General features: G+C 63.7%; 22 protein-coding genes. 8 read left to right on the top strand and 14 right to left on the bottom strand.

Annotated features, from left to right (window positions below; genetic code table 11):
• The first annotated feature begins 82 nt into the window (after positions 1-82).
• Complete coding sequence (locus NW855_RS02800; RefSeq protein ID WP_414402711.1) at positions 83-301, top strand: transposase; 219 nt, start codon at positions 83-85, stop codon at positions 299-301.
• A gap of 64 nt (positions 302-365) precedes the next feature.
• Positions 366-629 carry a zinc ribbon domain-containing protein gene (locus NW855_RS02805; protein ID WP_414402721.1) on the top strand — a complete coding sequence of 88 codons (264 nt, stop codon included), beginning with the start codon at positions 366-368 and terminating at the stop codon, positions 627-629.
• A 14-nt stretch (positions 630-643) separates the two neighbouring features.
• Here NW855_RS02805 and recG read toward each other — a convergent pair whose 3' ends face one another.
• A complete protein-coding gene (gene recG / locus NW855_RS02810) occupies positions 644-3067 on the bottom strand; it encodes an ATP-dependent DNA helicase RecG (protein ID WP_414508322.1) in 2424 nt (807 codons plus the stop codon).
• A gap of 159 nt (positions 3068-3226) precedes the next feature.
• Positions 3227-3319, bottom strand: a complete 93-nt coding sequence (gene psaM / locus NW855_RS02815) for a photosystem I reaction center subunit XII (protein WP_041438450.1) — start codon at positions 3317-3319, stop codon at positions 3227-3229.
• A gap of 233 nt (positions 3320-3552) precedes the next feature.
• Between psaM and glyA the strand changes: the two genes are divergently transcribed.
• The 3 genes from glyA (at position 3553) to NW855_RS02830 (ending at position 6637) form a co-directional block, all read left to right on the top strand.
• A complete protein-coding gene (gene glyA, locus NW855_RS02820) occupies positions 3553-4878 on the top strand; it encodes a serine hydroxymethyltransferase (protein ID WP_414508318.1) in 1326 nt (441 codons plus the stop codon).
• 24 nt (positions 4879-4902) lie between these two features.
• Positions 4903-6006 (top strand): glycosyltransferase family 4 protein, encoded by a 1104-nt coding sequence (locus tag NW855_RS02825; protein WP_240527843.1) that lies wholly within the window; start codon positions 4903-4905, stop codon positions 6004-6006.
• Positions 6007-6067: 61 nt separating this feature from the next.
• The gene (locus tag NW855_RS02830; RefSeq protein ID WP_206338311.1) at positions 6068-6637 is read left to right on the top strand and encodes a hypothetical protein; all 570 of its coding nucleotides are present in this window, start codon (positions 6068-6070) and stop codon (positions 6635-6637) included.
• 12 nt (positions 6638-6649) lie between these two features.
• Here the strand turns inward: NW855_RS02830 and NW855_RS02835 are convergent, their stop codons facing one another.
• The gene (locus NW855_RS02835; RefSeq protein ID WP_414402713.1) at positions 6650-7177 is read right to left on the bottom strand and encodes an adenine phosphoribosyltransferase; all 528 of its coding nucleotides are present in this window, start codon (positions 7175-7177) and stop codon (positions 6650-6652) included.
• A gap of 160 nt (positions 7178-7337) precedes the next feature.
• On the opposite strand from NW855_RS02835, the gene NW855_RS02840 reads away from it, so the two are divergent.
• Positions 7338-7793, top strand: a complete 456-nt coding sequence (locus NW855_RS02840; protein WP_414389603.1) for a hypothetical protein — start codon at positions 7338-7340, stop codon at positions 7791-7793.
• A 121-nt stretch (positions 7794-7914) separates the two neighbouring features.
• On the opposite strand, the gene NW855_RS02845 is transcribed toward NW855_RS02840, so the two are convergent.
• The gene (locus NW855_RS02845; protein WP_414402714.1) at positions 7915-9777 is read right to left on the bottom strand and encodes a peptidase M3; all 1863 of its coding nucleotides are present in this window, start codon (positions 9775-9777) and stop codon (positions 7915-7917) included.
• Between the two features lie 208 nt (positions 9778-9985).
• Here NW855_RS02845 and NW855_RS02850 point away from each other — a divergent pair, with 208 nt between their 5' ends.
• Positions 9986-11536 (top strand): YifB family Mg chelatase-like AAA ATPase, encoded by a 1551-nt coding sequence (locus tag NW855_RS02850; RefSeq protein ID WP_011430837.1) that lies wholly within the window; start codon positions 9986-9988, stop codon positions 11534-11536.
• A 133-nt stretch (positions 11537-11669) separates the two neighbouring features.
• Here NW855_RS02850 and recF read toward each other — a convergent pair whose 3' ends face one another.
• The 5 genes from recF to rppA form a co-directional block, all read right to left on the bottom strand.
• Positions 11670-12812: a DNA replication/repair protein RecF gene (gene recF, locus NW855_RS02855; RefSeq protein ID WP_011430838.1), complete on the bottom strand. Its 1143-nt coding sequence runs from the start codon at positions 12810-12812 to the stop codon at positions 11670-11672.
• Positions 12813-12915: 103 nt separating this feature from the next.
• Positions 12916-13608, bottom strand: coding sequence for a DNA-binding protein (locus NW855_RS02860; RefSeq protein WP_099813019.1), 693 nt, complete (start codon positions 13606-13608; stop codon positions 12916-12918).
• 90 nt (positions 13609-13698) lie between these two features.
• On the bottom strand, positions 13699-14589 hold the full coding sequence (locus tag NW855_RS02865; RefSeq protein ID WP_414402715.1) for a sensor histidine kinase: 891 nt from the start codon (positions 14587-14589) through the stop codon (positions 13699-13701).
• 12 nt (positions 14590-14601) lie between these two features.
• The gene (locus tag NW855_RS02870) at positions 14602-15153 is read right to left on the bottom strand and encodes a hypothetical protein (RefSeq protein ID WP_414402716.1); all 552 of its coding nucleotides are present in this window, start codon (positions 15151-15153) and stop codon (positions 14602-14604) included.
• Positions 15154-15174: 21 nt separating this feature from the next.
• Positions 15175-15864 carry a two-component system response regulator RppA gene (rppA, locus tag NW855_RS02875; protein ID WP_414389613.1) on the bottom strand — a complete coding sequence of 230 codons (690 nt, stop codon included), beginning with the start codon at positions 15862-15864 and terminating at the stop codon, positions 15175-15177.
• 78 nt (positions 15865-15942) lie between these two features.
• On the opposite strand from rppA, the gene NW855_RS02880 reads away from it, so the two are divergent.
• On the top strand, positions 15943-16335 hold the full coding sequence (locus tag NW855_RS02880; RefSeq protein ID WP_414401376.1) for a hypothetical protein: 393 nt from the start codon (positions 15943-15945) through the stop codon (positions 16333-16335).
• A 54-nt stretch (positions 16336-16389) separates the two neighbouring features.
• On the opposite strand, the gene NW855_RS02885 is transcribed toward NW855_RS02880, so the two are convergent.
• From NW855_RS02885 to NW855_RS02905, 5 genes are read right to left on the bottom strand one after another with little or no spacing between them, the layout of a single operon-like run.
• Positions 16390-17262 (bottom strand): ABC transporter substrate-binding protein, encoded by an 873-nt coding sequence (locus tag NW855_RS02885; RefSeq protein ID WP_099813017.1) that lies wholly within the window; start codon positions 17260-17262, stop codon positions 16390-16392.
• Between the two features lie 29 nt (positions 17263-17291).
• Positions 17292-18611 (bottom strand): energy transducer TonB, encoded by a 1320-nt coding sequence (locus NW855_RS02890; protein ID WP_011430844.1) that lies wholly within the window; start codon positions 18609-18611, stop codon positions 17292-17294.
• Positions 18612-18651: 40 nt separating this feature from the next.
• A complete protein-coding gene (locus NW855_RS02895) occupies positions 18652-21072 on the bottom strand; it encodes a TonB-dependent hemoglobin/transferrin/lactoferrin family receptor (RefSeq protein ID WP_414508319.1) in 2421 nt (806 codons plus the stop codon).
• 37 nt (positions 21073-21109) lie between these two features.
• Positions 21110-21949: an ABC transporter ATP-binding protein gene (locus NW855_RS02900; protein WP_414508320.1), complete on the bottom strand. Its 840-nt coding sequence runs from the start codon at positions 21947-21949 to the stop codon at positions 21110-21112.
• On the bottom strand, positions 21946-22989 hold the full coding sequence (locus NW855_RS02905; protein ID WP_414508321.1) for a FecCD family ABC transporter permease: 1044 nt from the start codon (positions 22987-22989) through the stop codon (positions 21946-21948). Before NW855_RS02905 ends, NW855_RS02900 begins: the two co-directional genes overlap by 4 nt.
• Between the last annotated feature and the right edge of the window lie 525 nt (positions 22990-23514).

A 23514-nucleotide genomic window follows, 5' to 3' on the forward strand; every position in this document is an offset into this window, starting at 1 on the left:
AAGTTGGTTTGCTAAGTGCTGCTATTGTACCCCTTGAGCCCTTAACAGGCTGTATCGCCGGACGGAGAAGAAGCTGAGGCGGTTGCAAAGGGCCGTATCCCGGAAAAAGAAAGGGTCAAACCGCTACAAGAAAGCGGTAAAGAGGTTGTCCAAAGCGCACCAGAAGGTAGCCAACCAGCGCAAAGATTTTCACTACAAGACGGCAAAGGAGTTGTTAAGTAGGGGGAAGCACATTGCTCATGAGGCGCTTACTATTGGGGGTCTGGCTAGAACCAGACTAGCCAAGTCTATTTATTTATGATGCCGGGTGGGGACAATTCCTGCAAATCCTTAAGGTCAAGGCTGAAAGAGCTGGGCTGTTAACGATTGCAGTGAATCCAAACGGCACAAGTCAAGAGTGTTCCGGGTGTGGTCAGGTGGTTCCCAAAAAACTCCACGAAAGGTGGCACGATTGCCCCTACTGTGGGCTAAGGCTGTCACGGGACCACAACTCGGCAAGGGTAATCAAATCCAGAGCGGTGGGGCATCCTGTTCTTAAAGCTCGGAAAACGTCCTATGCGGTAGCAGGAGTCACCGAGAAGCCCGCCCTCTACCCGTTCGCGTCAGCGGCGCGGAGCGCTTTAGGGTGAGGGACGGGAGTATGTCACGTCAACAAAGCCGGCCCCAACAGGCGGGCCTGGCGTTCTTCCAGTATGCGGCGCAGGCGGGGCCACTGCTGCAGCTCCGGGTCTTGGGCAATGAGCTGCTCGGCCGCCTGGCGGGCCAACTGCAGCACCTCTTGGTCGTCCATGAGGCTGGCCAGGGCAAAGTCGGGCAGCCCCGACTGGCGGGTGCCCATCACCTCCCCAGGGCCGCGGAAGCGCAGGTCCATCTCGGCAATGAAAAAGCCATCGTGGGACTGCTCCAGGACTTTTAGCCGGCGCAGGGCCTCTTCGCTTTGGGATCCCGTCATTAGAATGCAGTAGGCCTGGTCGGATCCCCGCCCCACCCGCCCCCGCAGTTGGTGGAGCTGGGAGAGGCCAAAGCGCTCGGCATGCTCCACCAGCATCACCGAGGCGTTGGGCACATCCACCCCTACTTCCACCACTGTGGTGGAGACGAGGATATCCAGCTCCCGCCGGCGAAAGGCTTCGATGACAGCCTCTTTCTCGCTGCTAGTTAGGCGCCCGTGCAGCAGGCCCACCCGGAACTGGGGGAAGACCTTCTCCTGCAGGCGCTGGTGCTCTTCAATGGCGGACTTGAGATCCAGCTTCTCAGACTCCTCAATCAGGGGCAGCACCACGTAGGCCTGCCGTCCCTGGGCAATTTCCCGCTCCATCAGCCGCACCACCTGCAGGCGATCCCCGGGTCGAGCCACCACCGTATGCACCGGCTTGCGCCCCGGGGGCAACTCGTCAATTTGGGTAACATCCAGATCCCCGTGCAGGGCCAGGGTAAGGGTGCGGGGGATGGGGGTGGCCGTCATGGTCAGGACATCGGGGTGATCCCCTTTCTGTTGCAGGGCAGCCCGCTGTTCGACGCCAAAGCGGTGCTGCTCGTCGATAACCACCAAGCCCAGGTTGCGAAACTGCACCGCCGGCTGGATGAGGGCATGGGTACCAACAACTAGGGGCAGCTCCCCGGTCTGCAACTGCCGCAGGATCTCGCGCCGCTTGGCGGGGGGGGTGGAGCCGGTCAAGAGTTCAACGGGCACTTGCAGTTGGCTCAGCCACTCCACCAGCTTGCGGTAGTGCTGCTCGGCCAAGACCTCGGTGGGGGCCATGAGGGCCGCCTGCCAGCCGGATTGAATCGCCGCCAGCAAGGCCGCCACCGCCACCACAGTTTTGCCGGATCCCACATCCCCCTGCAGCAGGCGGTTCATGGGCAAGGGATCCCGCAGATCCGCCAGGATCTCGTCAATGGCCCGCTGCTGGGCAGCGGTCAGCTGGAAGGGCAGGATTTGGTAGAAGCGGTCCAAGAGCTCTCCTCTGGCCGGCTGGTAGCGGGGGACAGCTTGGGCCCGGGCGCGGTAGCGCTGCCGCCGCTGCAAGAGGCTAAGTTGCAGGTAGAAGAACTCATCGAACACCAGCCGCCGCCGGGCCTGGGCCAGCAGCTCTTGCGTCTTGGGAAAGTGGATCTGCTGCAGGGCAAGGGGCAAGTCCAACAGCTGCAACTGCCGCTTCAGGGGCTCCGGCAAGGGATCCTCCACCAAGGCAGCTGCCGGCAGGGCGAGCTGGACGGCCTTGCGCACCAGATCGGCGGGGATCCCTTCTGAAAGGGGGTAAACGGGTAGAATCTTGCCCAATCTCTCCGGATCCTCGCCCTCTCCCCCCAGCACCTCCAGTTGCGGGTTGTCCAGCGTCAGGCCCAAGCGGCCCTTTTTCACCAGGCCGCTGGCCGCCACCACTGCCCCCTTGGGGTACTGCCGCTCCAGGGCCGCCTGCCAACTGCGCTGGGCAAATTGCCGCCCGCTGTAGAAGCGGCTGAGGGTGACTATGCCACTTTTGTCGGCAATCTTGAGGTTCAAGATGGTCAGCAAGGGGTTTTTGGGGCTGGTAAAGCAACTGCAGCTTTTCACCGTCCCCACCAGGGTAACGGTCTCCCCCACCTTGGCCTGGCGGATGAGCACCCGGCGGGAATAGTCCAGGTGATCCCGTGGGAAGTAGTAGAGGGCATCGCGCACAGTGTGCAGGCCCAGTTGTGCCAGCTTCTCCGCCGACTTGGGGCCAATGCCCTTGAGAAATTGCAGCGGCTGCTCCAAGCTGAGGCCCTTGGGCGGGGGCAAAGCAGGGCTGGGTGGGCCAGATTGGGCTTGCTCTTGCTGACGACGCAGCCGATCCAGCCAGCGGCGGGTTTCCGCCACCAGGTGCTGCCGCTCCGCCAGCTCCAACTGGGGGTAGAGGCGATAGCGGGATCCCAGTTCTTTCCACCGCCGTCGCTCCTCTCCATCCAGCGTCCAACCCGCAGGGGGATCCTGGCCAAACACGCTCTGCAAAAACTGGGAGAAGGTCTGCTCTCGCCCCTGCAGGTCGGTAAATCCCAACTCCGCCTCTAGAGAAAGGGCGCGCTGAAGCCGCTGTAGATCCACCTGGCTCAAGTTGCTTCTGGGTCGGCTGCCGGTAGTCTCTCTAATCCAACTTTAGCCAATGGCAAAGAGCCCCAGGCGCGGCCTCTGCGCCTCAACTCAAAAGGGCCTGCTCTGTAGGACAGGCCCAGGGATCCAGAGCAACCTTATTCCAGATGGAAACTAGCTGCGGGCCAAGGCGGATCCCAGGAGCGCGGCCATCACGGCCGGCACCAGGGCAATGGCCAGGATGGTGAAAACTTGCGCGTCGGTCATAGCCAACTCCCTAAAACCCAGTGCTGTGAACCTGCTCCTCACTTTACCCCGGCTGGTGACCAGACCTGGGGCCTAAAAATATTCTTTACAAAGCGGCCTTTGGCTCTGGGTTTGGCCGCTGCGGGATCCCCCAGCCCGGCCCCAATCGTGTTACGATGTTGCTCCGCAACGCTGTCGCGACAGCGGGGCAATTCTGGATCTTTTTCTTTGCAACGTTCGCTCTTGGCGTCACCATGGTAGCCGCTCCGCAAAGCTTGACCACTCCCCGGGACAACCTGGCCATTTTGGCGGAAACGGATCCCGTCGTCTACCGCCTCATCCAGCAGGAGCTCAACCGGCAGCGGGATCACCTGGAGATGATTGCCAGCGAGAACTTCACCTCGCCGGCTGTCCTGGCCGCCCAGGGCTCGGTGCTGACCAACAAGTATGCAGAGGGGCTGCCCGGCAAGCGCTACTACGGCGGCTGCGAGTTTATCGACGAGATCGAACAACTGGCCATCGACCGCGCCAAGCAACTCTTTGGAGCGGCCCACGCCAACGTGCAGCCCCACTCCGGCGCCCAGGCCAATTTTGCCGTTTTCCTGGCCCTGCTGCAGCCGGGAGACACGATCATGGGCATGGATCTGGCCCACGGCGGCCACCTCACCCACGGCTCGCCAGTGAACGTCTCCGGCAAGTGGTTCCGCGTGGTGCACTATGGTGTGGATCCCCAGACGGAGCGGATTGACTTCGACCAGGTGCGGGATCTGGCCCGGCAGCACCGGCCCAAGCTCATCATCTGCGGCTATTCGGCCTATCCTCGGGTCATTGACTTTGCCGCTTTCCGTGCTATTGCCGACGAGGTGGGGGCCTATCTAATGGCCGATATCGCCCACATTGCCGGCCTGGTGGCCACCGGCCACCACCCCAACCCGGTACCTATCTGCGATGTGGTCACCACCACCACCCACAAGACGCTGCGGGGGCCACGCGGCGGGCTGATCCTCACCCGCGACCCGGAATTGGGCAAAAAGCTGGACAAGGCGGTGTTCCCCGGCAGCCAAGGGGGGCCTTTGGAGCATGTCATTGCCGGCAAGGCGGTGGCCTTTGGAGAAGCCCTGCAGCCCAGCTTTGCCCAGTACTCAGCCCAGGTCATTGCCAATGCCCAGGCGCTGGCGGCAACGCTGCAGCGGCGGGGCATCCGGCTGGTTTCAGGGGGCACCGACAACCACCTGGTGTTGCTGGATCTGCGCTCGGTCTCGGCAGTGCTGGAGAAAAACGGGGCTGCTGATCCAGTGATGACAGGCAAGCGGGCGGATCGCCTGATGGAAGAGATCCACATTACTGCCAACAAAAACACCATCCCCTTTGACCCGCAGCCGCCCTCTGTGGCCAGCGGCCTGCGCCTGGGATCCCCGGCCTTGACCACCCGCGGCCTGGGGCCGGCAGAATTTGAGGAAATTGGGGAAATTATCGCTGACTGCCTGTTCCAGCCAGGGGATCCGGGTGTGCTCGAAGCCTGTCGCCGGCGAGTGGCCGAGCTCTGCCGCCGTTTTCCGCTCTACCCCCACTTGGGATAACCCCCCTCCTCGCTACGGCTTGCCATGCCTTACTTGGTTGCCTTTTTGGCTGCTGCCTGTGTGGTTCTCTGGGCAACCCCGGTGGTGAAGGCGGTCGGGATCCGCAGCGGCCAGTTGGATTTTCCCGATGAGCGCAAGATCCACCGGCAGCCGATGGTGCGCCTAGGGGGGGTCTCTATCTTTTTTGGCAACCTGGTGGCACTACTCTTGCTCTGGGGAGCCGGAGCCTTCGCCGGCTTGCGCACCGAGCAGGAGTACGAGATCTGGGGGGTGACGATTGGCGGCGTTTTGTTTTTCCTAATTGGCTTGGCGGATGATCTGTTTCAGTTGTCGCCTTTTTCGCGCCTGGCGATGCAATTTGGAGTGGCTGCGGCGGCTTGGGGAGTGGGGGTGCGCATCGAGTTCATTAACCTACCGGGGATCGGCATCTGGCCCTTTCCGGTATGGCTGAGCCTGCTGGTTACCCTGCTGTGGCTGGTGGGGATGGCCAATGCCATCAACTTCATGGACGGCCTGGATGGCTTGGCGGCAGGCGTGTCGGGGATCGCGGCAGTCGTGATGCTGATGGTAACGCTGCTCCTGGATCGGCCGGCGGCGGCCATGCTGGCGGCAGCCTTGGCCGGGGCCTGCCTGGGCTTTTTGCGCTACAACTTCAACCCGGCCCAGATCTTCATGGGAGATGGGGGAGCCTACTTTCTGGGCTTCACCCTGGCCGGGATCGGGGTCATTGGGGTGGCCAAGGGGGTAACCACGCTGGCGGTGGCCCTGCCGTTTTTTATCCTGGCCGTGCCGATTCTGGATATGTCTGCTGTGATCCTCAAGCGCTTGGCCAGAGGCAAGTCCCCCTTTCATCCCGACAAGGGCCACTTGCACCATCGCCTGCTCAAAGCCGGCCTGTCGCAGCGGCATTCAGTACTCTTGATCTACGCCATGACCCTCTGGGGGGGATCCCTGGCCTTGGCCCTGGCCGGCCTGCCGGCAGGGGGTACCTATCTGGGCGGGGCCTCGCTGCTGTTGGCGGGAGTAAGCTGGGGGGCCTGGCAACGCCACCGTCAGCGGCAACGGTCTTTGGCTGCTGAAGATACCCAGGTTCAAGCAACAGATTCAGTTAATTCAAAAAAGGATTAAGCCTGGGTTGTTCCCAGCCGCCCGCCTGCCTAGACTGGAAGGGATCTCCTCTGCCGCCTTGATGATGCGTCCTACACCGGAGCTGGCGGCCCTTTTGCGCCGCACCGCCGATCGCCTGCAGGCTCAGCACTGGGGTTTTTGGGATCGCGAGTACTGCTGGCGGGATAGTACCCGCTGCAATTGCGGCCTGCTGGTGCGAGAAGCCCTGGGCTGGAATCAGCAGCAGCTTAGCCTACACATCCACCGCGGCACTTGGCGCACCATTGCCCAAACAGCCTATCGCACCGCTGCCTTTGTCCTGAGGGATCCCTGGCAAGCCCGGTGCCAGGCCACGGGCCTGCGGCTGGGGTATGTGTTTGAGAAGATGGCAGAGCTGGGGTTTGACCGGCCAGAGGACTTTGCTGCCCTGGAAGAGCTCAGCGATCCGGTTATCCTGGCCCGCCTCGCCGAAAAGGGGGTGGAGCCAGTGCGGCGCGACCACGCCCTCCATGTGGCCCTCTACATGCGGGAGCTGGCCGACTGGATTGAGGAGCAGCTGCAGGCCCAGGCTCAGCTCAGCCACTTGACCCAACCCCTGCCCAAAGCCAAAGCAACAGAGGTGGCCGTCCGCCAGCCGCTGCGCCTGCGGTGAGGTGTGGATCCCCTAGTTGGATTCGTCCACCATCACCACATGGGTGGGGATCTCAGGGGGCAGGAGCTTGCGGCCCGACAAGAAAGCCAGCTCAATTAGAAAGGCAAACCCTCCCACCTCAGCGCCGCTCTGGGCCACCAACTGAGCGGTGGCGGCAGCAGTGCCCCCGGTGGCGATGACATCATCCACGATCACCACCCGGTCGCCGGGGCGCAGGGCGTGGGCATGGAGTTGCAGCTGGTCTTGGCCGTACTCTAGACTATAGCTTTGGCTAAGCACCGGCGGTGGCAACTTGCCGGGTTTGCGAACCGGGACAAATCCCAACCCCAAATGCTGAGCCAAAGCAGCCCCCAGAATAAACCCCCGCGACTCAATGCCCACCACATAGTCCAGGGATCCCATAGTGGCAGTACCGGCAGCCAACTGTTCAATTGCCGCCCGAAAGCCTGCTGGATCCCGCAGCAGGGGGGTTATGTCGCGAAAGAGGATCCCGGGTTTGGGAAAATCGGACACCAAGCGGATGAAGGCGCGCAAATCCATCCTGTTTTCCTCGCTGGCCAGTGGCTTGCCGAAAGAACGCAACCCATCATACCCACTTAGCTTAAGGGCAGATGGAATGCCTTTTTGTCCGTTCGGCAGCGGGGAAGATTTTTTATAATTAGCAGGGCTGGGAGCCGCGGCTTACCTGGTCTTTCTGTTTGTGACTCGGAGATTTCTCATGCGCTACTACATGGCCATCGACTCCAATCCCCTGGCAAGTTTGCCGCTGGCTCTGTTTGGGGTGGGCAGCGAGTCGGCATACGTCGATCTGCTGCAGGACAAGTTAATGGTGCGGGTGGGCAACTTGTTCAACGAAACCTTTTCTCTAAGCGAGTTGGGACGAGGGGAGCGCTTCTCCTGGCCCTGGTTCTACGGCCTGGGTGTGCGCACCGATTTCCAGGGGTTGGTGGGCGCGGTAACCAGCACCCAGGGGGTGGTTGCCATTCCGCTGCTGCAGGAAAAGACCCTCTTCATCCCTCTGCTGGGGCCGCTGGGGCTGCAAGTACCCTGCAAAAAGCTGGTCTTCAGCCTCAAGGATCCGGATACCTTTTTGGCCAATTTCAACCAGGGGCGCCCCGAGGTGAACGGCGCGCCCAAGAATGTGGTGATTGAGTAGCCAGGGCCAGCTATTTTGACAAGACCAGCACCTCAGTGACGGAGCCGCGCTTGCGGCCGTGGCAGTTGATGGCGCGGCTGTCTCCTTCTCGCTACGCCAAAGGTCAGCTGGCCGCAGTCCCCTAGTTTTGATCCTCTTCCAGCACCTCGATCCAATGCTCCAGTTCCTCCAACCCCTGCAACACTGCCTCTGGGTCGCTTAGCTCCACCTGGAGCAGCTGGGCCGATTCTGCCCAGCTTAGGGATCCGGGCGGGCTGGCCAGCCAATTCAGGTAGCTGGGCAAAAAGGTCCGCGGAGACAGATGATACTGGCGGTAACAGGCCAGGGCAACCAGGCTGGCCAGGCTGACCTGAGGGGCGCTGAAGGGGCGCAGAAACAGCTCCGGCATCCCCACCCAGCGGAACTGCTCTTCCGGCAACAGCTCCACCGCATCGCCGCACAGCTCCTGGCTCAGCTTCAGCCACTCTTCGCCGACCCAGTAGGTAGGGCCAGCCTCGGATGGGGCCAGTGGAGCGGTGTCGCCTTGCGAGATCTCCGACCGGTAGAGGAGCAGCTCCAGCCGCGCAATCAAGCTCTGGTAGAACACGGCTTGCAACTGCGCCTCCAGGTGGTGAATCAACAGGGCCTGGGCCAAGGTAAGGCTGCCGGAGCGCAAGGCCTCCGGCCCGCTTCCCCGATCGCGGAGACGAGGTGGCGCCGGCGTGCCCCGCGCCCCCTCCAGCAGGTAGTCGAGCAGCATCTGCTGTAAAAACGCGGTGTGCACCCGAATTTCCCAGGAGGGCTGGACAGTTCCTTGCAGCTCCTCCAGATCCAGCCAAACCCGAGGCCCCTCAGGCCGGAGCCGCCGGCTGAGGGCTTCAAGGGCTTGCAGCAGCAAGGCGAGGGGTTCACCCCCTAACGATGGCGTCTCTGGCTTGCCGGCGGGTGCTTCCAAGTTGGAGCGGATTTCCGGTAACCAGGGTTTGGCCTGGGCTGCACAGTCGGGGCAGAACTCTTGCAGGGCCGCCCAGACCAGGGAGGTAGCCTCGGCGGCGGTGAGGGGAGGAGCCGGATCCCCCCAGGGCGCATAGAGGTCGCAGGTACGGATGGAACGGCCCAGGGCGCGGCTTTTTAGGCGGTAGTAGCGCTGGAACAGGTCGAAGCGATCGCGGATCCCGTCCAGCAGCTGCTCCCAAAAGGGCTGGCCGAGGCCATGGCGAGCCAGGTAAAGCTCGGCGGCAGAATCGTAGCCCCGCCACTGGGCTTCCCAGAGGTGGTCGCGGATGAGGACGCTGAGAATAAATCCCCCTAGCTCTGCATGGGCTTCTAGGTGTTGGCCCAACCGCTGGTAGGCCGCCCAGCGGATCTCAGCGCTGGGGTGGGTTTGCAGGCTCTGCAGGTGGGCAAGGGTTTCAGTCGACTGCTGTTGGGGGAGAGCGGGGGAGCTAAGGGTGACTTGCCACAACTGCCGCCAGGCCAAGCGTCCGGCCAGGCGCTGCTGGTGGAGTAGACGTTCCAGAGGCTCCGCCTGCTGGTGACCTCGCTGCTGGAGGAGGCCACACAGAAACTGGCGAAAGGGGCGCAGCCCTGGATCGGCACAGGCAGCAGCCAAAAGATCCAAGCGCCGCTCCTCTGGCTCGGGCGGCAACTCGGCGGCAGGCTCGTCGGGAGAGACAGCCAACAGGGACTGCAGCTCCAGGGGGAAAAAGAGCAAGTGGCTTTGCAGGGAGATAGCCCGTTCCAGATCCCGCCAGCTTGGGGCCTGAACAGGGGTAGCCGGGATCCCTTCCCTGCCCTCTGCAAGGTGAGCTGCCAGGGCTTGTGTTAGCTGCAACAAGACTTGCAGCGCCTTTCCCAGCTCTGGTGGGCTGAGCTGGGCCACTTGCCCTCGGTAGCAGCGGGCAAACTGCTGTACCTGCTCTTCCAGCTCATCCCACGCTGGGATGGGCTCTTCCCCGGGGCCAGAAAAATGGTCAAAGGGAGGGTCGGAAGTAGGAAAGACCACTGGGATAGCCTCCTAGCGATGAGGGCCCTCCCTCCATTGCTTTGTCGGCTGAGGGGAGTGCCCCCTTTTGAGGGGCAGGGAAAGCCTGAAACGATTGTGACATTCTCCCCAAGCCCCTGCAGCCAGAGCGCAGGGATCCCTGGCCAGGGCAGAGGCCAAAACTTCTGCCAGGATTAAGCTAAAGACTTTCCTCGGGGAGGCAACTGGAGTGTTTGCTCAGGTCACTGCTGCTGCCCTGGTGGGACTCAAGGCCGTGGGGGTCACGGTAGAGGTGGATGTGGGCGGTGGCTTGCCCCAGATTACCCTGGTGGGGCTGCCCGATACAGCCGTTCAGGAGGCCAAAGAGCGGGTACGGGCGGCCATCAAGAACTCCGGCTTTGCCCTGCCCCAGCGGCGGATCATCGTCAACTTGGCCCCCGCCGATCTGCGCAAAGAGGGCCCCAGCTTCGATCTGCCCATTGCCATCGGCATCCTGGCAGCCGCAGGAGTAGTTGAGCGGGAAGCGCTGGCCAACACCCTGCTGCTGGGGGAATTGGCCCTGGATGGCACCCTGCGTCCTGTGGCGGGAGTTTTGCCCATCGCCGCCAGCGCCGCCGAGATGGGGATCCGCCGCCTGGTGGTGCCCCGAGAAAACGGCCCGGAAGGGGCGCTGGTGCAAGGGATCCAGGTGTATGGGCTGCCCTCTTTGGCGGCAGTGGTGAGCTGGCTGCAAAACCCCCAGGGAGTTGAGCCGGTGCGGATCCAGCGGGAGCAGATGCTGCCCACCGAAACGGAACCCCTGCTGGATTTAGCCGATGTCAAGGGGCAAGAGCACGCCCGACGGGCCCTGGAGATCGCGGCGGCCGGCGGCCACAACCTGTTGCTGGTGGGCAGCCCGGGAGCGGGCAAGACCATGCTGGCGCGTCGTCTGCCCGGCATTTTGCCGCGGCTGCAGTGGGAAGAGATGTTGGAAATTACCCGCATCTACTCGGCAGCCGGCCTGTTGCGGCAAAATCTCCACCTGGGGCGCCAGACTCCCCTGATTACGCAGCGGCCCTTTCGGGCTCCCCACCACTCGGCTTCGGCGGTGGCGCTGGTGGGTGGTGGCCCCTACCCCAAGCCTGGCGAGATCTCCCTTGCTCACCACGGTGTCCTGTACCTGGATGAACTGACGGAATTCCGGCGGGAGGTGTTGGAGGTGCTGCGCCAGCCTTTGGAAGATGGCAAGGTCACCATCTCCCGCGCCCGCGTTTCTCTGGAGTTTCCCGCCCAAACCACCCTGGTGGCCTCCACCAACCCTTGCCCCTGCGGTTTCTATGGAGATCCCGTTCAGCCCTGCACCTGTACGCCGCAGCAGCGGGAGCGCTACTGGTCCAAGCTCTCCGGGCCGCTGTTGGATCGCATCGACTTGCAGGTGCGGGTCAACCGCCTCAAGCCAGAAGAAATTGTCCGCCTCCAGGGCGGCGAATCTTCCCAAGCGGTGCGGCAGCGGGTGGAACAGGCGCGGCAGCGCCAACGGCAGCGCTTCCAAAACGAGCCAGGGATCCACTGCAACGCCCAGATGCAACCCCGCCACCTGCGGCAGTGGTGTGCCCTGTCCGAGCCCTGTCGCAAACTCTTGGAGAGCGCCATCCAAAAGCTGGGCCTGTCTGCGCGGGGGAGCGACCGCATCCTCAAGGTGGCCCGCACCATCGCCGACCTGGAGGGTGCCGAGGCCATCGCCCCCACCCACCTCGCCGAGGCCATCCAGTATCGCAGCCTGGATCGCGGGCGGCCCTGAGCCCTCACCCCCGGCCCCTCTCCCAGAGGGAGTGATTCCCTCACCCCCAGCCCCTCTCCCAGAGGGAGTGATTCCCTCACCCCCGGCCCCTCTCCCAGAGGGAGAGGGGAGTATGGTATGGGATTGGCCTGCTTTAAGCCAAGGGGAGCGAGGCGGGGGAGGGAGCAATCTGCCCCTGGTGCACTTGCAGGATTTGCGCCCCTTGGAGCCAAGCGGCGTCGAAGGATCCCAGGTGGGTGGTGGTAACCAAAGTCTGCACCCGTTCTTGAATCGCCTCCAAGAGCTGGTTTTGGCGGTGCAGATCCAGCTCTGCCAGCACGTCGTCCAGCAGCAGCAGGGGCGGATCCCCCTTCACCTGCTCGATCAGTTCCAGCTCCGCCAATTTGAGGGCCAAGACCAAGGTGCGCTGCTGCCCCTGGGATCCATAGGCGCGGGCGGCAACTCCGTCGATGCCCAGCTCCACCTCGTCTCGGTGGGGGCCAACCAGAGAGGTGCCCAGGGCCTGTTCGGCAGCAGCCTTGGCGCGGATCGCGGCCAAAAATTGGGCTTGAACCACCTTGGGATCGGCCTGGGGATCCGGCAGGGGCACCTGCGGGCGGTAGGTGAGGCTGAGGGTCTCCCGTCCGCCGCTGATGGCCTGGTGCCAGCGGGCGGCCAGGGGTTCTAGCCGCTGCAACAGCCGGGCGCGGCGGCGCAGGATGCGGCTGCCAAGGGTGGCCAGTTGCGCGTCCCAAAAGGCCATCTGAGGTACTTTGTCGCCCGCAGCCAAGGGATCCTGCTTCAAGAGGGCATTGCGCTGCTTGAGGATCTGACGATACTGCTCCACCAGGCCCAGGTAAGCCGGCTCCAGTTGAAGCAACACCCCGTCCAGCCAGGTGCGCCGCGCTTCTGGAGCTCCCCGCACCAGCTCCAGATCCAGGCTGGAGAACACCACGGCACTCACCTGCCCCAAAAAGTCCGATTGTCGCCGTAGCCCCTGGCCGTTAACCCTTAGGGATCGCCCCCCTTGGCTGCGCAGCTCCATCGCCAGCTCGTGGGCCACCCCCAGCCGCTCCACCGTGGCGGCGATCCGGGCCTTCTCTGCCCCCTGCTGCACCAACTCCCGATCCCGACCGGCCCGCCGCGAGCGCAGGGTGGCCAAGAGCTCCACCGCCTCCAAGAGGTTGGTCTTGCCCTGGGCGTTCTCCCCCACCAGGATGGTCTTGGGCGCCTCGAAGGAGATCTTTTGATCCCGGTAGTTGCGAAAGTGCCACAGGTGCAGAAAACGCAGGTACACTCGACAGCCGTGCGCTCTTGGCTCTGGATTTCTGGGCAGAAGAACAGCCCCCGCGGCGGGGGCTTTTACTCTAACGCAACTGCCTCGGGGTCAGCAGACCCACTCAGAAGCTGCTCAGGGATCCCAGACCGCTCAGGCGCTCAGCCGCCAACAGGTGCAAGGCGGCGCGGGCCGAGTGGAAGGCGGCTTTGCTGCGGCTGTAGTCGGCGAAGGTGTAGCTAGCGGGATCGGCATTGACCCTGCCCAACAACTGTTGGGCTTGCTGCTGCAGCTCGGCTACAGGGCCGGAGGTGATGTTGGCGAAGGTCATCTCCGCTTGCAACCGGCTGAGGGACTCTTGGGCGCGGAGGGGGGCTTCGAAGAAGGAACGGCCAGGAGGGCCCCCAAAGCCTAGCTCCGCTTCGTACAGAGCTTTGGCGGCTTTGGCCAGGTTTTCCGCCGCCTTGGCCTGCTCGCGGGCGGCAAAGACATTCCCCCCTTGCAGAGCCTTCTGGGCCTCGGCAAAGCTCTGGCGGCTCAGCTCCAGAAGACGGGCCGCTTCCGGAGAGGATCCCCGCTGGGCGAAGAAGCTGGCTTCCGCCAGGTCCCGCTGCGCTTTGGCCAGGTCGTGGTTGACTCGCTCCAGCTCCCGCGGGCTCTGCCAACTCGGCTGCATTGGCACGGGGGCTGCAGTTCCAGGAGCCGAGGGCCGGCCCCGCTGGGCTTGCGCCGGGGATCCCAGCACCAGGGGAGTGAGGAGCACCAAAATCGGTAGGGAACAGCCGAGGGTACGGGTGAAGGAAGCACGCATCGTCATGGTTACAAACTCCAATCGACAGGACAAGCCGGTTTGGGGTTGGCCCGTTCGCGCTCTTTGGGCGGAGTTCTGGGGGCTTTCCCTTGCGGCTTATCTTGAGAATGGCGAAAGAAAATGACGTGAAGATGACAAGGGCAGCTCCACCGTAAACACCGACCCCTCCCCCACCCGGCTGGCCACCCGCAGGGATCCCCGATGGGCGGTAACGATCTGGTGGGCCAAGGCCAGGCCCAGCCCAAATCCCCCCGTATGGCGGGCGCGGGCCGTGTCCACCCGGTAAAACCGCTCGCACAGGTGGGGCAGGTGCTCAGGAGGGATGCCGATGCCTGTATCCTTCACGTGGATGCTAACCCAGGGAGGCCGGCTTTCCAGGCTCACCTGCACCGTGCCGCCGGCGGGGGTGTACTGCAGGGCATTGCGCAGCAGGTTTTCCACCGCCTGCCGCAGCAGGGCCGCCTCCCCCCGCACCAGCCATTTCCCGGCAGGCCCCGGCAGGTCGCATTGCCAGCGCAGCCCCAGGGACTCCGCTTGGGGCGGGTATTGTTCGCCCAGCTCCTGCACCAGCTCCCGCAAGTCCACCAGGGGCAGATCCTCCAAAGGCAGGGATCCCTGCTGGCGGGCCAACTGCAGCAAGGTATCGATCAGCACGCTGAGGCGGCGGGCGCTGCTCACCACCTTTTCTAGGCGGGGCTGCGCTTCTTCCGGGGCCAGCAGAGCCATTTGAGCATTGCTCATCAGGGCGGCCAGGGGGGCGCGCAACTCGTGGGAAGCATCGGCGGTAAAGCGCTGCAACTGCTCGTAGGAGCGGCGAATCGGCTGCATCGCCAGCCCCCCCAAGATCCAGCCGGCCCCGCCGATCAACCCCAGCGTCAGCGGGATCCCGATCCCCAACCCCCAGCGCAGACGGCCCAAGCTCAGTTGCAGCGGCTCCAGCGGCACCGCCAGTTGCAAGTAGCCCAGGATCTGATCCCCCTGTTGCACCGGTAGGGTGAGCTAGCGCAGCAGCCTGCCCTCTTCCGCCGCTACCGTCTCAAACCCCAAAGACAGGTGGTGGGGAGGGCTATCTAAGGCAAACCACTTCAGAGGGGGAGGGGATCCCGTGTATTGGCGCAGGGATCCCAGCGGCTCTGCCCCACCGGGATTGGCGGCATCGAACCAGCGCACATAGGCCAGGTGATGCTCAAGGGGCTGGGTTTTGCCGCCCAGAAAAGGCACCTCGTTCAAGACCAGCCGCCACTGCCCCTGGCGCAGCTCGTACTTGATGGCCGCCGCCATGATTCGGGCCTGAACCTGCAGTTCCTCGTCAAAAGCCTGCAATTGGTTCTCCGCTTGCAGGCGGTAGAAGAAAGCAGCAAACACCACCAGGATCCCGCCCATCACGCCGGCAAAGCTGCGGGCCAAGCGACGGCGGCTGTGCTGAAACAATTCCGCCTCTTTTGTCGCGGCCTTCTGGCTCAGGTGCTGCTGAAAAGTTGGCCTCAGAGAAACCCAGTCCCAGCCCAGCCGCGGGAGAGAATGCTTTGGCCCGGCTCTTTTGGCCTCCATGCCACCTCTAGGGAACTGCTTCTATGGGTCTGCTTCCGGGGAGGGGATGCGCAGCCGGTACCCCTGGCCGTACACCGACTCCAGCCAATCCTGGGCCTCCACCTCCTTTAACCGTAACCGCAACCGCCGCACCAGCGCCGCCACGGCATTGCTTTCCGGCTCACAGCCCCACTCCCACACCGCCTGCTCGATCTGGCCCCGACTGAGCACCTGGTGGGGGTGGCGCATCAGGTACTCCATCAACTGAAACTCTTTGCCCGAAAGCTGCACTTGCCGCCCCTGCCGCTCCAGGGTGAGGCTGGCCAGGTGCAACTGCAGGGATCCGAGGCTGAGGCTGTCGCCTTGCCATTGGGGGGAACGGCGCCCCAACGCCCGCACCCGCGCCAGCAGCTCTATCAGATCCACCGGCTTGACCAGGTAGTCGTCTGCCCCCGCATCCAACCCCTGTACGATGTCCGACGTGGCATCCTTGGCGGTTAACATCAGCACCGGTGCGCATCCCCCCGAGCGGCGGTACTGCTGACAGAGTTGGATCCCGCTGATCCCCGGCAGCATCCAATCCAAGATGAGGAGATCATAGGCTTTCTCCTCCATCAGCCAGGCAGCCGTCTCCCCTTCGCTGGCGCAGTCCACCACATGGCCGCACTTGGCCAGAGCAGCCTGCAAAGGCTCCAACTGCTCCAGGTCGTCTTCCACCAACAAAATTCGCATGTCCCGCTTGCTACCCACCGATCCCACTCTGCCAGGCTAGGATGGCGGAGAAAAGCCATCTCCCGGATCCCTCAAACCATGGCCAACCCGTTCAAGCTTCTTCAGTCACGTGAGCCCAGCCTGGGGGCCGACTTCTGGCTGGCCTTGCCCCTGGCCGGGATCCTGTTTGGGGTGGGCGGAGAATGGGTGACCGGCCAAGTGCTGAGCCGTCCCCGCCCGCAGGTCCAGCCTTTGGCCATTCGCAGCCAGCAGCAGGCCATTCTAACTCTGGATATTCTCTCCATCCAAGCGGAGATCCGCCGCCGCCGCGGCTACACCAAGGTGGAGGTGACGACCACCAATCCCCATTTGCGCAAGCTGGAATTTGAATTTCCGGAGCTGGATCCGGATCGGGTGGCCGCCCAGATTGCCCAAGAGCTGGGCCTCACCCCCGACCAGGTGCAGCGCCTCACCCGCTACAGCTTGGACTAGAAAGATATTTCAAGATATTTCAAACAGGAAGGCTATCTCCCGCGTTCCCTTGGGTCAGCCCTCCGAAAAAATCCGGGCCAACTGCTCGCAGGCCGCTCTAATCTTCTCCAGGGTGCCGGGGTTGACCAAGCCGTAGTAGTCAAATCCATAGACCCTCTGGGTTTGAACAGCTTGCAGTTGATTCCAAAAGGGGCGGGAACGGAAAAAGGCCAAGGGATCCGCCGCCTCCGGGTTGACCACCAACAAAACCTCGGGGTTGGCTTCCAGGATGCGCTCTGCCGCAAGGGTGACATAGCCGCGAAATTGCCCTTGGCTTTGCAGGGCAGCCGTCAGGTTATCGGCGCCAAAGCGCTCCAGCAGATCCCCGGCCCAGCTTTGCCGGTTGGGAGAGAGAATCGGCTGGGTGCCCACCAAAAGCAGGGTTTTGGGGCGAACTGGGGGCAGCTCCTGGGGCAAAAGCGATCCGTACTCCCGCAGCAAGGGATCCGGATCCGCCCCCAAGGCAGCAGCCAGAGTGGCGATGGTTGCTTCCAGGGCAGCCCAACTGTCCACCTGCGTGAGATAGGTGGGGATCCCCAATGCCTGCAATCGTTCTGCCAAAGCCGTGTGAAAGCCACTGGCCCCCACCACCCAGTCCGGTTGCAGGGCCACGATTTGCTCCAGGTTAGGTTGGTTGCCCAGCCCCAGCCGAGTTATGCCCTGAAAGCGGGGATCCGCCTCCAACAAGCGCCCGGACGGGATCCCCACCAGCTTGTCCGGAGCCAGGCGATAGAGAATATCGGCTGTCAAGGTGGTGAGGCTGGCCACTCGCCGAACCGGAGCTGGCGGGATCTGGCTTTGGGCGCGGGCCAAGCGACCCATTCCCCAAACCCCCAGGCTGGCCAGGCCCAAGACAAGGAGTTGACGGCGAGAAAGACAAGACGGCATGGACGATCTCCAAAACAGTTCCAAAACAGTCAATTGAGGGTGAACTGAATCGGCACCGTTACCCACGACTCAATCGGGGTGTTGTTCCTCAAGGCGGGGCTAAATTGCCAGCGTTGCACCGCCTCTTGTGCGGCCCTGTCCAGGGCCGGGAAGCCGCTGGAAGAGACAATTTCCACCTGCTGCACCTGCCCTTGGGCATCCACCTTGACCCGCAACAGCACTTGCCCCTGCTGGTTGAGGCGGCGGGCTTGGGGAGGGTACTGCGGCGGCGGGTTGCGCCCCGGGATGGGGCGGGCCAGGATGTCCGGCCTGGCAGCCACTGCTGCGGGCGAGGAGGTGGGGGAGGATGCCTCCCCGGCCCCTTCTGCCGCTGTCGGCGCAGAACCCTGCGCTTGGGATCCACCGAGGCCACCCGTCCCAGGAGCGCTGGATCCAGATCCCTCGCTCCCGCCGGGGGAAGCAGTGCCCCCGCCACCCGAACGGATCCCTTGGATGAGGGGGGTGAAGCGGGGAATGGGAGCGCTCGTAGCAGCCACGGGGGGCGGCCTGTCGGCCACAGGTGCAGCCGTGGGGGTAGCCACCGGAGTTGGAGGGGGCTGCTGTGGTGAGGGGGTGACCGTCGGTGTTGGGGAGGGCGGAGGAGGGGTTGGTGCGGCCATCGGCGTGGGTGGAGGGGTCGGCTCCGGCTTTGCTGTGGGAACAGGCGTAGGGGTGGGGGGCGGCGTTTGCAAAGCCAGCTCAGACTTGGGAACGGCCGTGGTCTCTACTCTCTCCTGAGGCGCAGGAGCCGGTGGGGGTGGGTTATCCGCGGGAGGTGATTCCGGGGCCGGGTCGCTCGGCTCCCCTGCCGGCTTGGGCAAGGCCGAATCTGCCTCTGCCGCAAGCTGCGGCGGCAGCGGATCCTCCAGCCACAGCGTGACCGGGATCCGCACTTCGGGCTCCAGCAGAGGTCGAAATCCCCACCCAACCCATCCCAGCAGCCCCAGCAGATGCAGAAGCAGCGAGAGCAAAGTCTCCCAGCGCAGCGGGCGGGGCTCCCGACTTTGCCCAGGCAACTCAGGGAGATCCTCCAGCGAGGCGCAGGCAACTGAGAGGGCAAGGGAGCAATAGCCCGCCAGCAGCGCCTCCCTAAGTAGCTTCTCCCCCCAGCCGATCCAACGCAGTCCTCCAGATCTTTGGCGCCGCCCCATTGCCCACAGCCCCAGCTCCAGCCAGGCCAGACCCACCCCGTAGGCCATGCCTGCCTGCTGCCAATACCCCATCTGCAGGCGCCACAAAAGCCGAGGGTGGGATCCCCTCCCCGAAGAAGCGGATCCCCGGTTGGTGTGAGTGGGGGGTTCGGCGAGCATGGCTCGGGGCTATCTCGATGGGCACGGCTGGCGGGGAGTCCTAGAAGCGGCTGGAGAAGCTGAGGGCCACATGGCGCCCCGGCTGGGCCCGCCGCTCCACCTCAGGGCCGACAAAGAGGGTGCGGGTCTCGGAGTAGAGAAAATACTTCTCGTCGAAGAGGTTGAACACCCCGAAATTGAGCTGCCAGTTGTCGTCCAGGTTGTAGTAGCCCAGCAGATCCACCACCGTATAGCCGCTGGGCACAAAGGGAATCTGCGGGGGAGCGTTGGGGTTGGTTTGCACCACCTCCCGCTGCGGATCCCGCGGATCCGCCACCAGCGTGGCCACCAGCCTCGCCCCCCACACCTGGCTGGGATCGTCGTAGTGCAGCCCCAGCACCGCCGTCAGCGGCTCAATCGAAAGCAGGGGCTTGTTTTCTGTAAGATTGTCCCCCACCGCCCAGGCAAAGCTGCCGTTTAGGCTCCAGCCGGTTAGGTCGGGGCTGAAGAAATATTGCCCTGTCGCTTCCACGCCGTAGATGCGGGCGCGGCTGACGTTTTGGCTCTGGAAGAGGATGACCGGCGGGGGCGGCGGGCTGCCGGGGGGGCCGGGGGGCGAGGGCTCAGATCCCACCCGCCGGAACGCCTCGATAAAGTCGTTGTAGGTGTTGTAGTAGGCGGCCAAACTGAAGCTGGCCTGCGGGTAGATCCCTCGCAAACCCACTTCAAAACCCTGGCTGGTTTCCGGGCGCAAGTCGGGGTTGGAGAGGGTGCGATAGCGAAAGAAGGGGCTGACCAAGTTGGTGAAGCCGCTGTTGATCTCGTTGTATTGGGGGGCCCGAAAGCCGGTGTTGTACTGGGCCGTAAAGGTAAGGTTGGGGTTTATCCTCCACACCAGGCCCAGCTTGGGGGAAACGGCATCGGCAAAGAGGCTGGCCGCTTCTGACCCACTTTTGAGGAAAGCTTCATCGGGACTGGGGGTGAGGTTGTAGGTGTCGTAGCGGATGCCGGGGATCAACGTCAAGTTGCCGCCGCCGAAATCGATCTCATCCTGCACATACAGCCCAAAACGGACGGTGTCCGAGTCGGGAAAATCTTTGGTGGGAAAGGTGTCTGGGGGAATGTTTTGGGTTACCGCTCCGGTTTGCAGGTTGGTCTGAAAACGGTTGCGGGGTCGTTCGTTGCGGGTGGTGGAAATCTCCATGCCATACACCAGGCGGTGGGAGAGATCCCCGGTTTGGAAGCGGCTTTGGGCCTGCAGGCTGGCTCCTAAAATGTTGCTGACCAGCTCGTTGAAGGTATCTCGCCGCACAGGTACGGGTCGGCCCTGCACGGTGATGGTGCGCTCTTCCACGCTGGGCTCGCGGGTGCGGGCGGGCTGGTAGTAAATCTGGGCGGTGGCCAACTCAAAAGCGGGATTCTCAGGGTTGGCGTAGCGATACTCCAAACTGAGGCGGCTGCGCTCGGTGTCGATGGTTTCCCTAAATAAGCTGATGCCGGGATCCAGGTTGCGCCGCGAGAACGTGGTGGTGGTGCGGCTGTTGAAGTACTCGCCGGTCAGGGTGAGGCTTTCCAAGGGGCTGAAGCGGTAAACCAGCTTGGCCAGAACATTGTCTCCCTCCACCGTCTGCCGATCCTTGAAACTGGGATCCGCTTTAATATCCGGCTCTCTGGCGTCGCGGCGAGTGTAGATGAGCAGGGCCTCTAAGTTATCCTGCCGACCCGCCAAGCTGAGGGTGTTGACGTACCCTTGGTTTTTGCTGTCGTACTGGCTGGACAGGCCCACATGGCTGTCCCGTTCCCCCAGCAGATCGGCTGGATCCAGGGTGGTGTAGGTCACCACACCCCCCAGCGCGTCGCTGCCGTAGAGGGTGGAGGCGGGGCCGCGGATAATTTCTACAGTTTTCAAGGCCTCCAGCTCAAAGGTATCCCGGCCAATGGTGAAGGGGCCGAAGGAAAATCGCTCCGGCTGGCGGATCCCGTCCACCTGGATCAGCACCCGGTTGGCGTCGAGGCCGCGGATGTTGAAGTCCTGCAGGCCATAGCGGACATTTCGCCGCACGCTCACCCCCGGCTCGTAGCGCACCAGATCCTGGATGTTCTGGATAAGCTCCTGCCGCAGGCGCTCCCGGTCGATGACGGTGATGGTGGCCGGGGAGTCGGCCAGGGTGCGCTCGGTGCGGGTGCCGGTGACCGTAACCTGCTGCAGGTTGAAGACGGGGGTGCCCTGCCGCAGCACTTGCAGATCCGCTTGCAGCCGCTCCACCTCCGCCTGATCCCCCCGCCGGCGGGCAGCTTCGATCTGGGCTTCTAGCTCGCGAATCTGCTCCTGGATGGTGGTGGCTCCCCGAGGGGTGGCCTGGGCCAGCAAAGGAGTCTCAGGGATCCGAGCCGCGGGTTGCGCCTGGGCCAGGGATCCCCAACTCAGCCCCAGGCCCAGCCCCAAGCTCACCGCCTTCCAGCCCCAACCGGTTACTCGCATAACGTTTCACTCTCCCAAAAACCCACAAAAAACCAAGTCAAACCTTCGCCTCAACACCCTTTCCTCCCAGCCAGAGGGGCCTTGCTGGGTCTGCGCTGCGCAGGGGGCAAAGCTGCGGCCCCACCGGCGTTGGCATCCACTCCACCTCCAGGCCAAACACCTGTCGCACCCGGCTGGGGGTCAACACCGCCAAGGGAGACCCCAGGGCCTGCATCTGGCCGGATCCCAGCAAGGCAATCTGCTCGCTGTAGCGAATGGCCAAATTCAGGTCGTGCAGCACCGTAACTACCGTCAGGCCCTGCTCCTGCTTCAGCCGTTGCAACAGCTCCAGCAGCTCCAGTTGGTGGCGCAGATCCAAAAAGGTGGTGGGCTCATCCAACAGCAACACCTGCGGCTCCTGCACCAAAGCCAACGCCAGAAAAGCCCGTTGCCGCTCGCCCCCCGAAAGGGTTTCCACCCGCCGCAGCGCCAGGGATCCCAGTCCCGTCTGCTCCAGAGCCCACTCCACCCGCTGCCGATCCGCTGGCGTCAACTGCCACGCCCACCAGGGCTGGTGGGGAGAACGCCCCAGACTCACCAATTGCCGCACCGTCAGCCCTGCCGGGATCCTCGGCTGCTGGGGCAAAAGAGCCAACTGCCGGGCCACCTGCTTTGGAGTGAGTTGAGCGTGCAGATCCCGACCGCCCAAGTACACGCGCCCAGCTTGGGGAATCAGAACCCGACTCAACAGTCGCAGCACCGTCGATTTGCCGGAACCATTGGGGCCGACAATGCTCAGCCATTCCCCCTGTTGCACGCTGAAGCTCACTTGTCGCACCACCGTCCGGGATCCGTAGCCCCCGCTCAAATCCTCGACCTGCAGGATGGGCTCTCTCATCGCCCTGCCCCCTGCTGCCACAGCAGCCAGCCGAAAAAGGGAGCCCCCATCACAGCGGTGACAATCCCCACCGGCAGCTCTATCGGGCCCAAACGGCTCAGGATATCGGCGCCGCTCAGCAGGGTCGCCCCTGCCAAGGCAGAAAGGGGCAACAGCCAGCGGTAATCGGATCCCACCCCCTGGCGCACCATGTGGGGCACCACCAACCCCACAAAGCCGATCAACCCCCCCACGCTGACGGCTGCCGCCGCCAACAAAGCTGCCACCAGGCCGATGGCCACCCGCGTCCGCGCCAACGGGATCCCCAAGCTCACCGCCATCTCTTCTCCCAGGCCCAGCAGGTTCAAAGCCCGCGCCTGCGCCCAGCCCAGCCCCAGCCCGACCAGGATGTACACCCCGGCCACCCGCACCTCCGGCCAGCCCCGCCCGCTCAGGCTGCCGATCAACCACGTCAGGGCCACCTGCACCCGCTCATCGGCCATCAACAACAAGGTGGAGCTAATGGCCCCAAAGAGCGCGCTGACGGCCACCCCCGCCAAGATCAGCCGCTCCACCGCCAGCCCGGAGCGGGTGCGCGCCAGGCCATACACCAACACCGTGGTCAGCACCCCGCCCACCCAAGCCGCCAAGGGCACCCAAGCCGTCCACTCCCCCCAGGTGAGCAGCCCCACCGCCGCCAGGCCCGCCCCCGCCGAGATGCCCAGCAGGTAGGGATCCGCCAGCCCATTGCCCAACATCCCCTGCAGCAGGGCCCCCGCCATCCCCAAGGCCGCCCCCAGCAACTGGGCCAAAAGTGCCCGCGGCAGCCGCAACTGCCAGACAATGGTCTGCCGGACTGGATCCCCTTGCCCCCACAGGGCCTGCCACAGCTCCGCAAAAGTCATGGGAACGGATCCCAAGGCAATCGAGATCCAAAGCAGCAAGAGGATGACACTCAGTAGCAAAACCGCCAAGCCGACCGGCGAGAGGATCCGCCTGGCCTGCCCCCAGCGTGTCTCCGAGTCAACTCCTGATGACAGACGCCCTTGATTGGCCAACATCGCAAACCTCAGGACTTTTGAGAGGGGGAGAGCCGCAAGACAGCTCCGACCGGCTCGCCAGAGCAGCGAGCCCAACCCCGCCAAGCTTTCCAGCTTGTTGAGACTTAGATTCAATAAAGACGTAGCTGCCAGAATAACAGGCTTTCTGGGTTATTGCAAGTCAGTTCTAATAAGCTTCTGCCCGCGTCCCCCCCTTGAGTGCCAACCCTTTGGCGTGAGATCGGGCAACACCCAACCTACTCAGGCCTAACCTGCCAGGGATCCGACTGCCCCGGGTAGGGTCATTCCCAGCAGCCGTGGAATGGGAAGTCCTTGACATACTCCCCTACCTAAAGGCAGGGGATTCTTGTTCTTGGTTCTACGGGCGCACTTACCGTATCGGGTTGCCCCTCTACAGCAGCGGTGCATCTCTCCCCAAGCGTTCCCGACCCCCAGGCCCCCCAGTGTGCCCCCCGGGTGCGGGGGGCCCAGGGGGGCGGGGGGGCGCCGGGGCCCGAATCCCGAAGCCGGGCGCGGATTCCACCC

It is taken from the genome of Synechococcus sp. RC10B2, from assembly GCF_047502635.1.

Coding starts and splice junctions, on each gene's coding strand:
- psaM (WP_041438450.1), bottom strand. CDS start 3,319: ATGACCGACGCGCAAGTTTTCACCATCCTGGCCATTGCCCTGGTGCCG.
- glyA (WP_414508318.1), top strand. CDS start 3,553: ATGGTAGCCGCTCCGCAAAGCTTGACCACTCCCCGGGACAACCTGGCC.
- NW855_RS02825 (WP_240527843.1), top strand. CDS start 4,903: ATGCCTTACTTGGTTGCCTTTTTGGCTGCTGCCTGTGTGGTTCTCTGG.
- NW855_RS02830 (WP_206338311.1), top strand. CDS start 6,068: ATGATGCGTCCTACACCGGAGCTGGCGGCCCTTTTGCGCCGCACCGCC.
- NW855_RS02835 (WP_414402713.1), bottom strand. CDS start 7,177: ATGGATTTGCGCGCCTTCATCCGCTTGGTGTCCGATTTTCCCAAACCC.
- NW855_RS02860 (WP_099813019.1), bottom strand. CDS start 13,608: ATGACGATGCGTGCTTCCTTCACCCGTACCCTCGGCTGTTCCCTACCG.
- NW855_RS02870 (WP_414402716.1), bottom strand. CDS start 15,153: ATGGAGGCCAAAAGAGCCGGGCCAAAGCATTCTCTCCCGCGGCTGGGC.
- rppA (WP_414389613.1), bottom strand. CDS start 15,864: ATGCGAATTTTGTTGGTGGAAGACGACCTGGAGCAGTTGGAGCCTTTG.
- NW855_RS02880 (WP_414401376.1), top strand. CDS start 15,943: ATGGCCAACCCGTTCAAGCTTCTTCAGTCACGTGAGCCCAGCCTGGGG.
- NW855_RS02885 (WP_099813017.1), bottom strand. CDS start 17,262: ATGCCGTCTTGTCTTTCTCGCCGTCAACTCCTTGTCTTGGGCCTGGCC.
- NW855_RS02890 (WP_011430844.1), bottom strand. CDS start 18,611: ATGCTCGCCGAACCCCCCACTCACACCAACCGGGGATCCGCTTCTTCG.
- NW855_RS02895 (WP_414508319.1), bottom strand. CDS start 21,072: ATGCGAGTAACCGGTTGGGGCTGGAAGGCGGTGAGCTTGGGGCTGGGC.
- NW855_RS02900 (WP_414508320.1), bottom strand. CDS start 21,949: ATGAGAGAGCCCATCCTGCAGGTCGAGGATTTGAGCGGGGGCTACGGA.
- NW855_RS02905 (WP_414508321.1), bottom strand. CDS start 22,989: ATGTTGGCCAATCAAGGGCGTCTGTCATCAGGAGTTGACTCGGAGACA.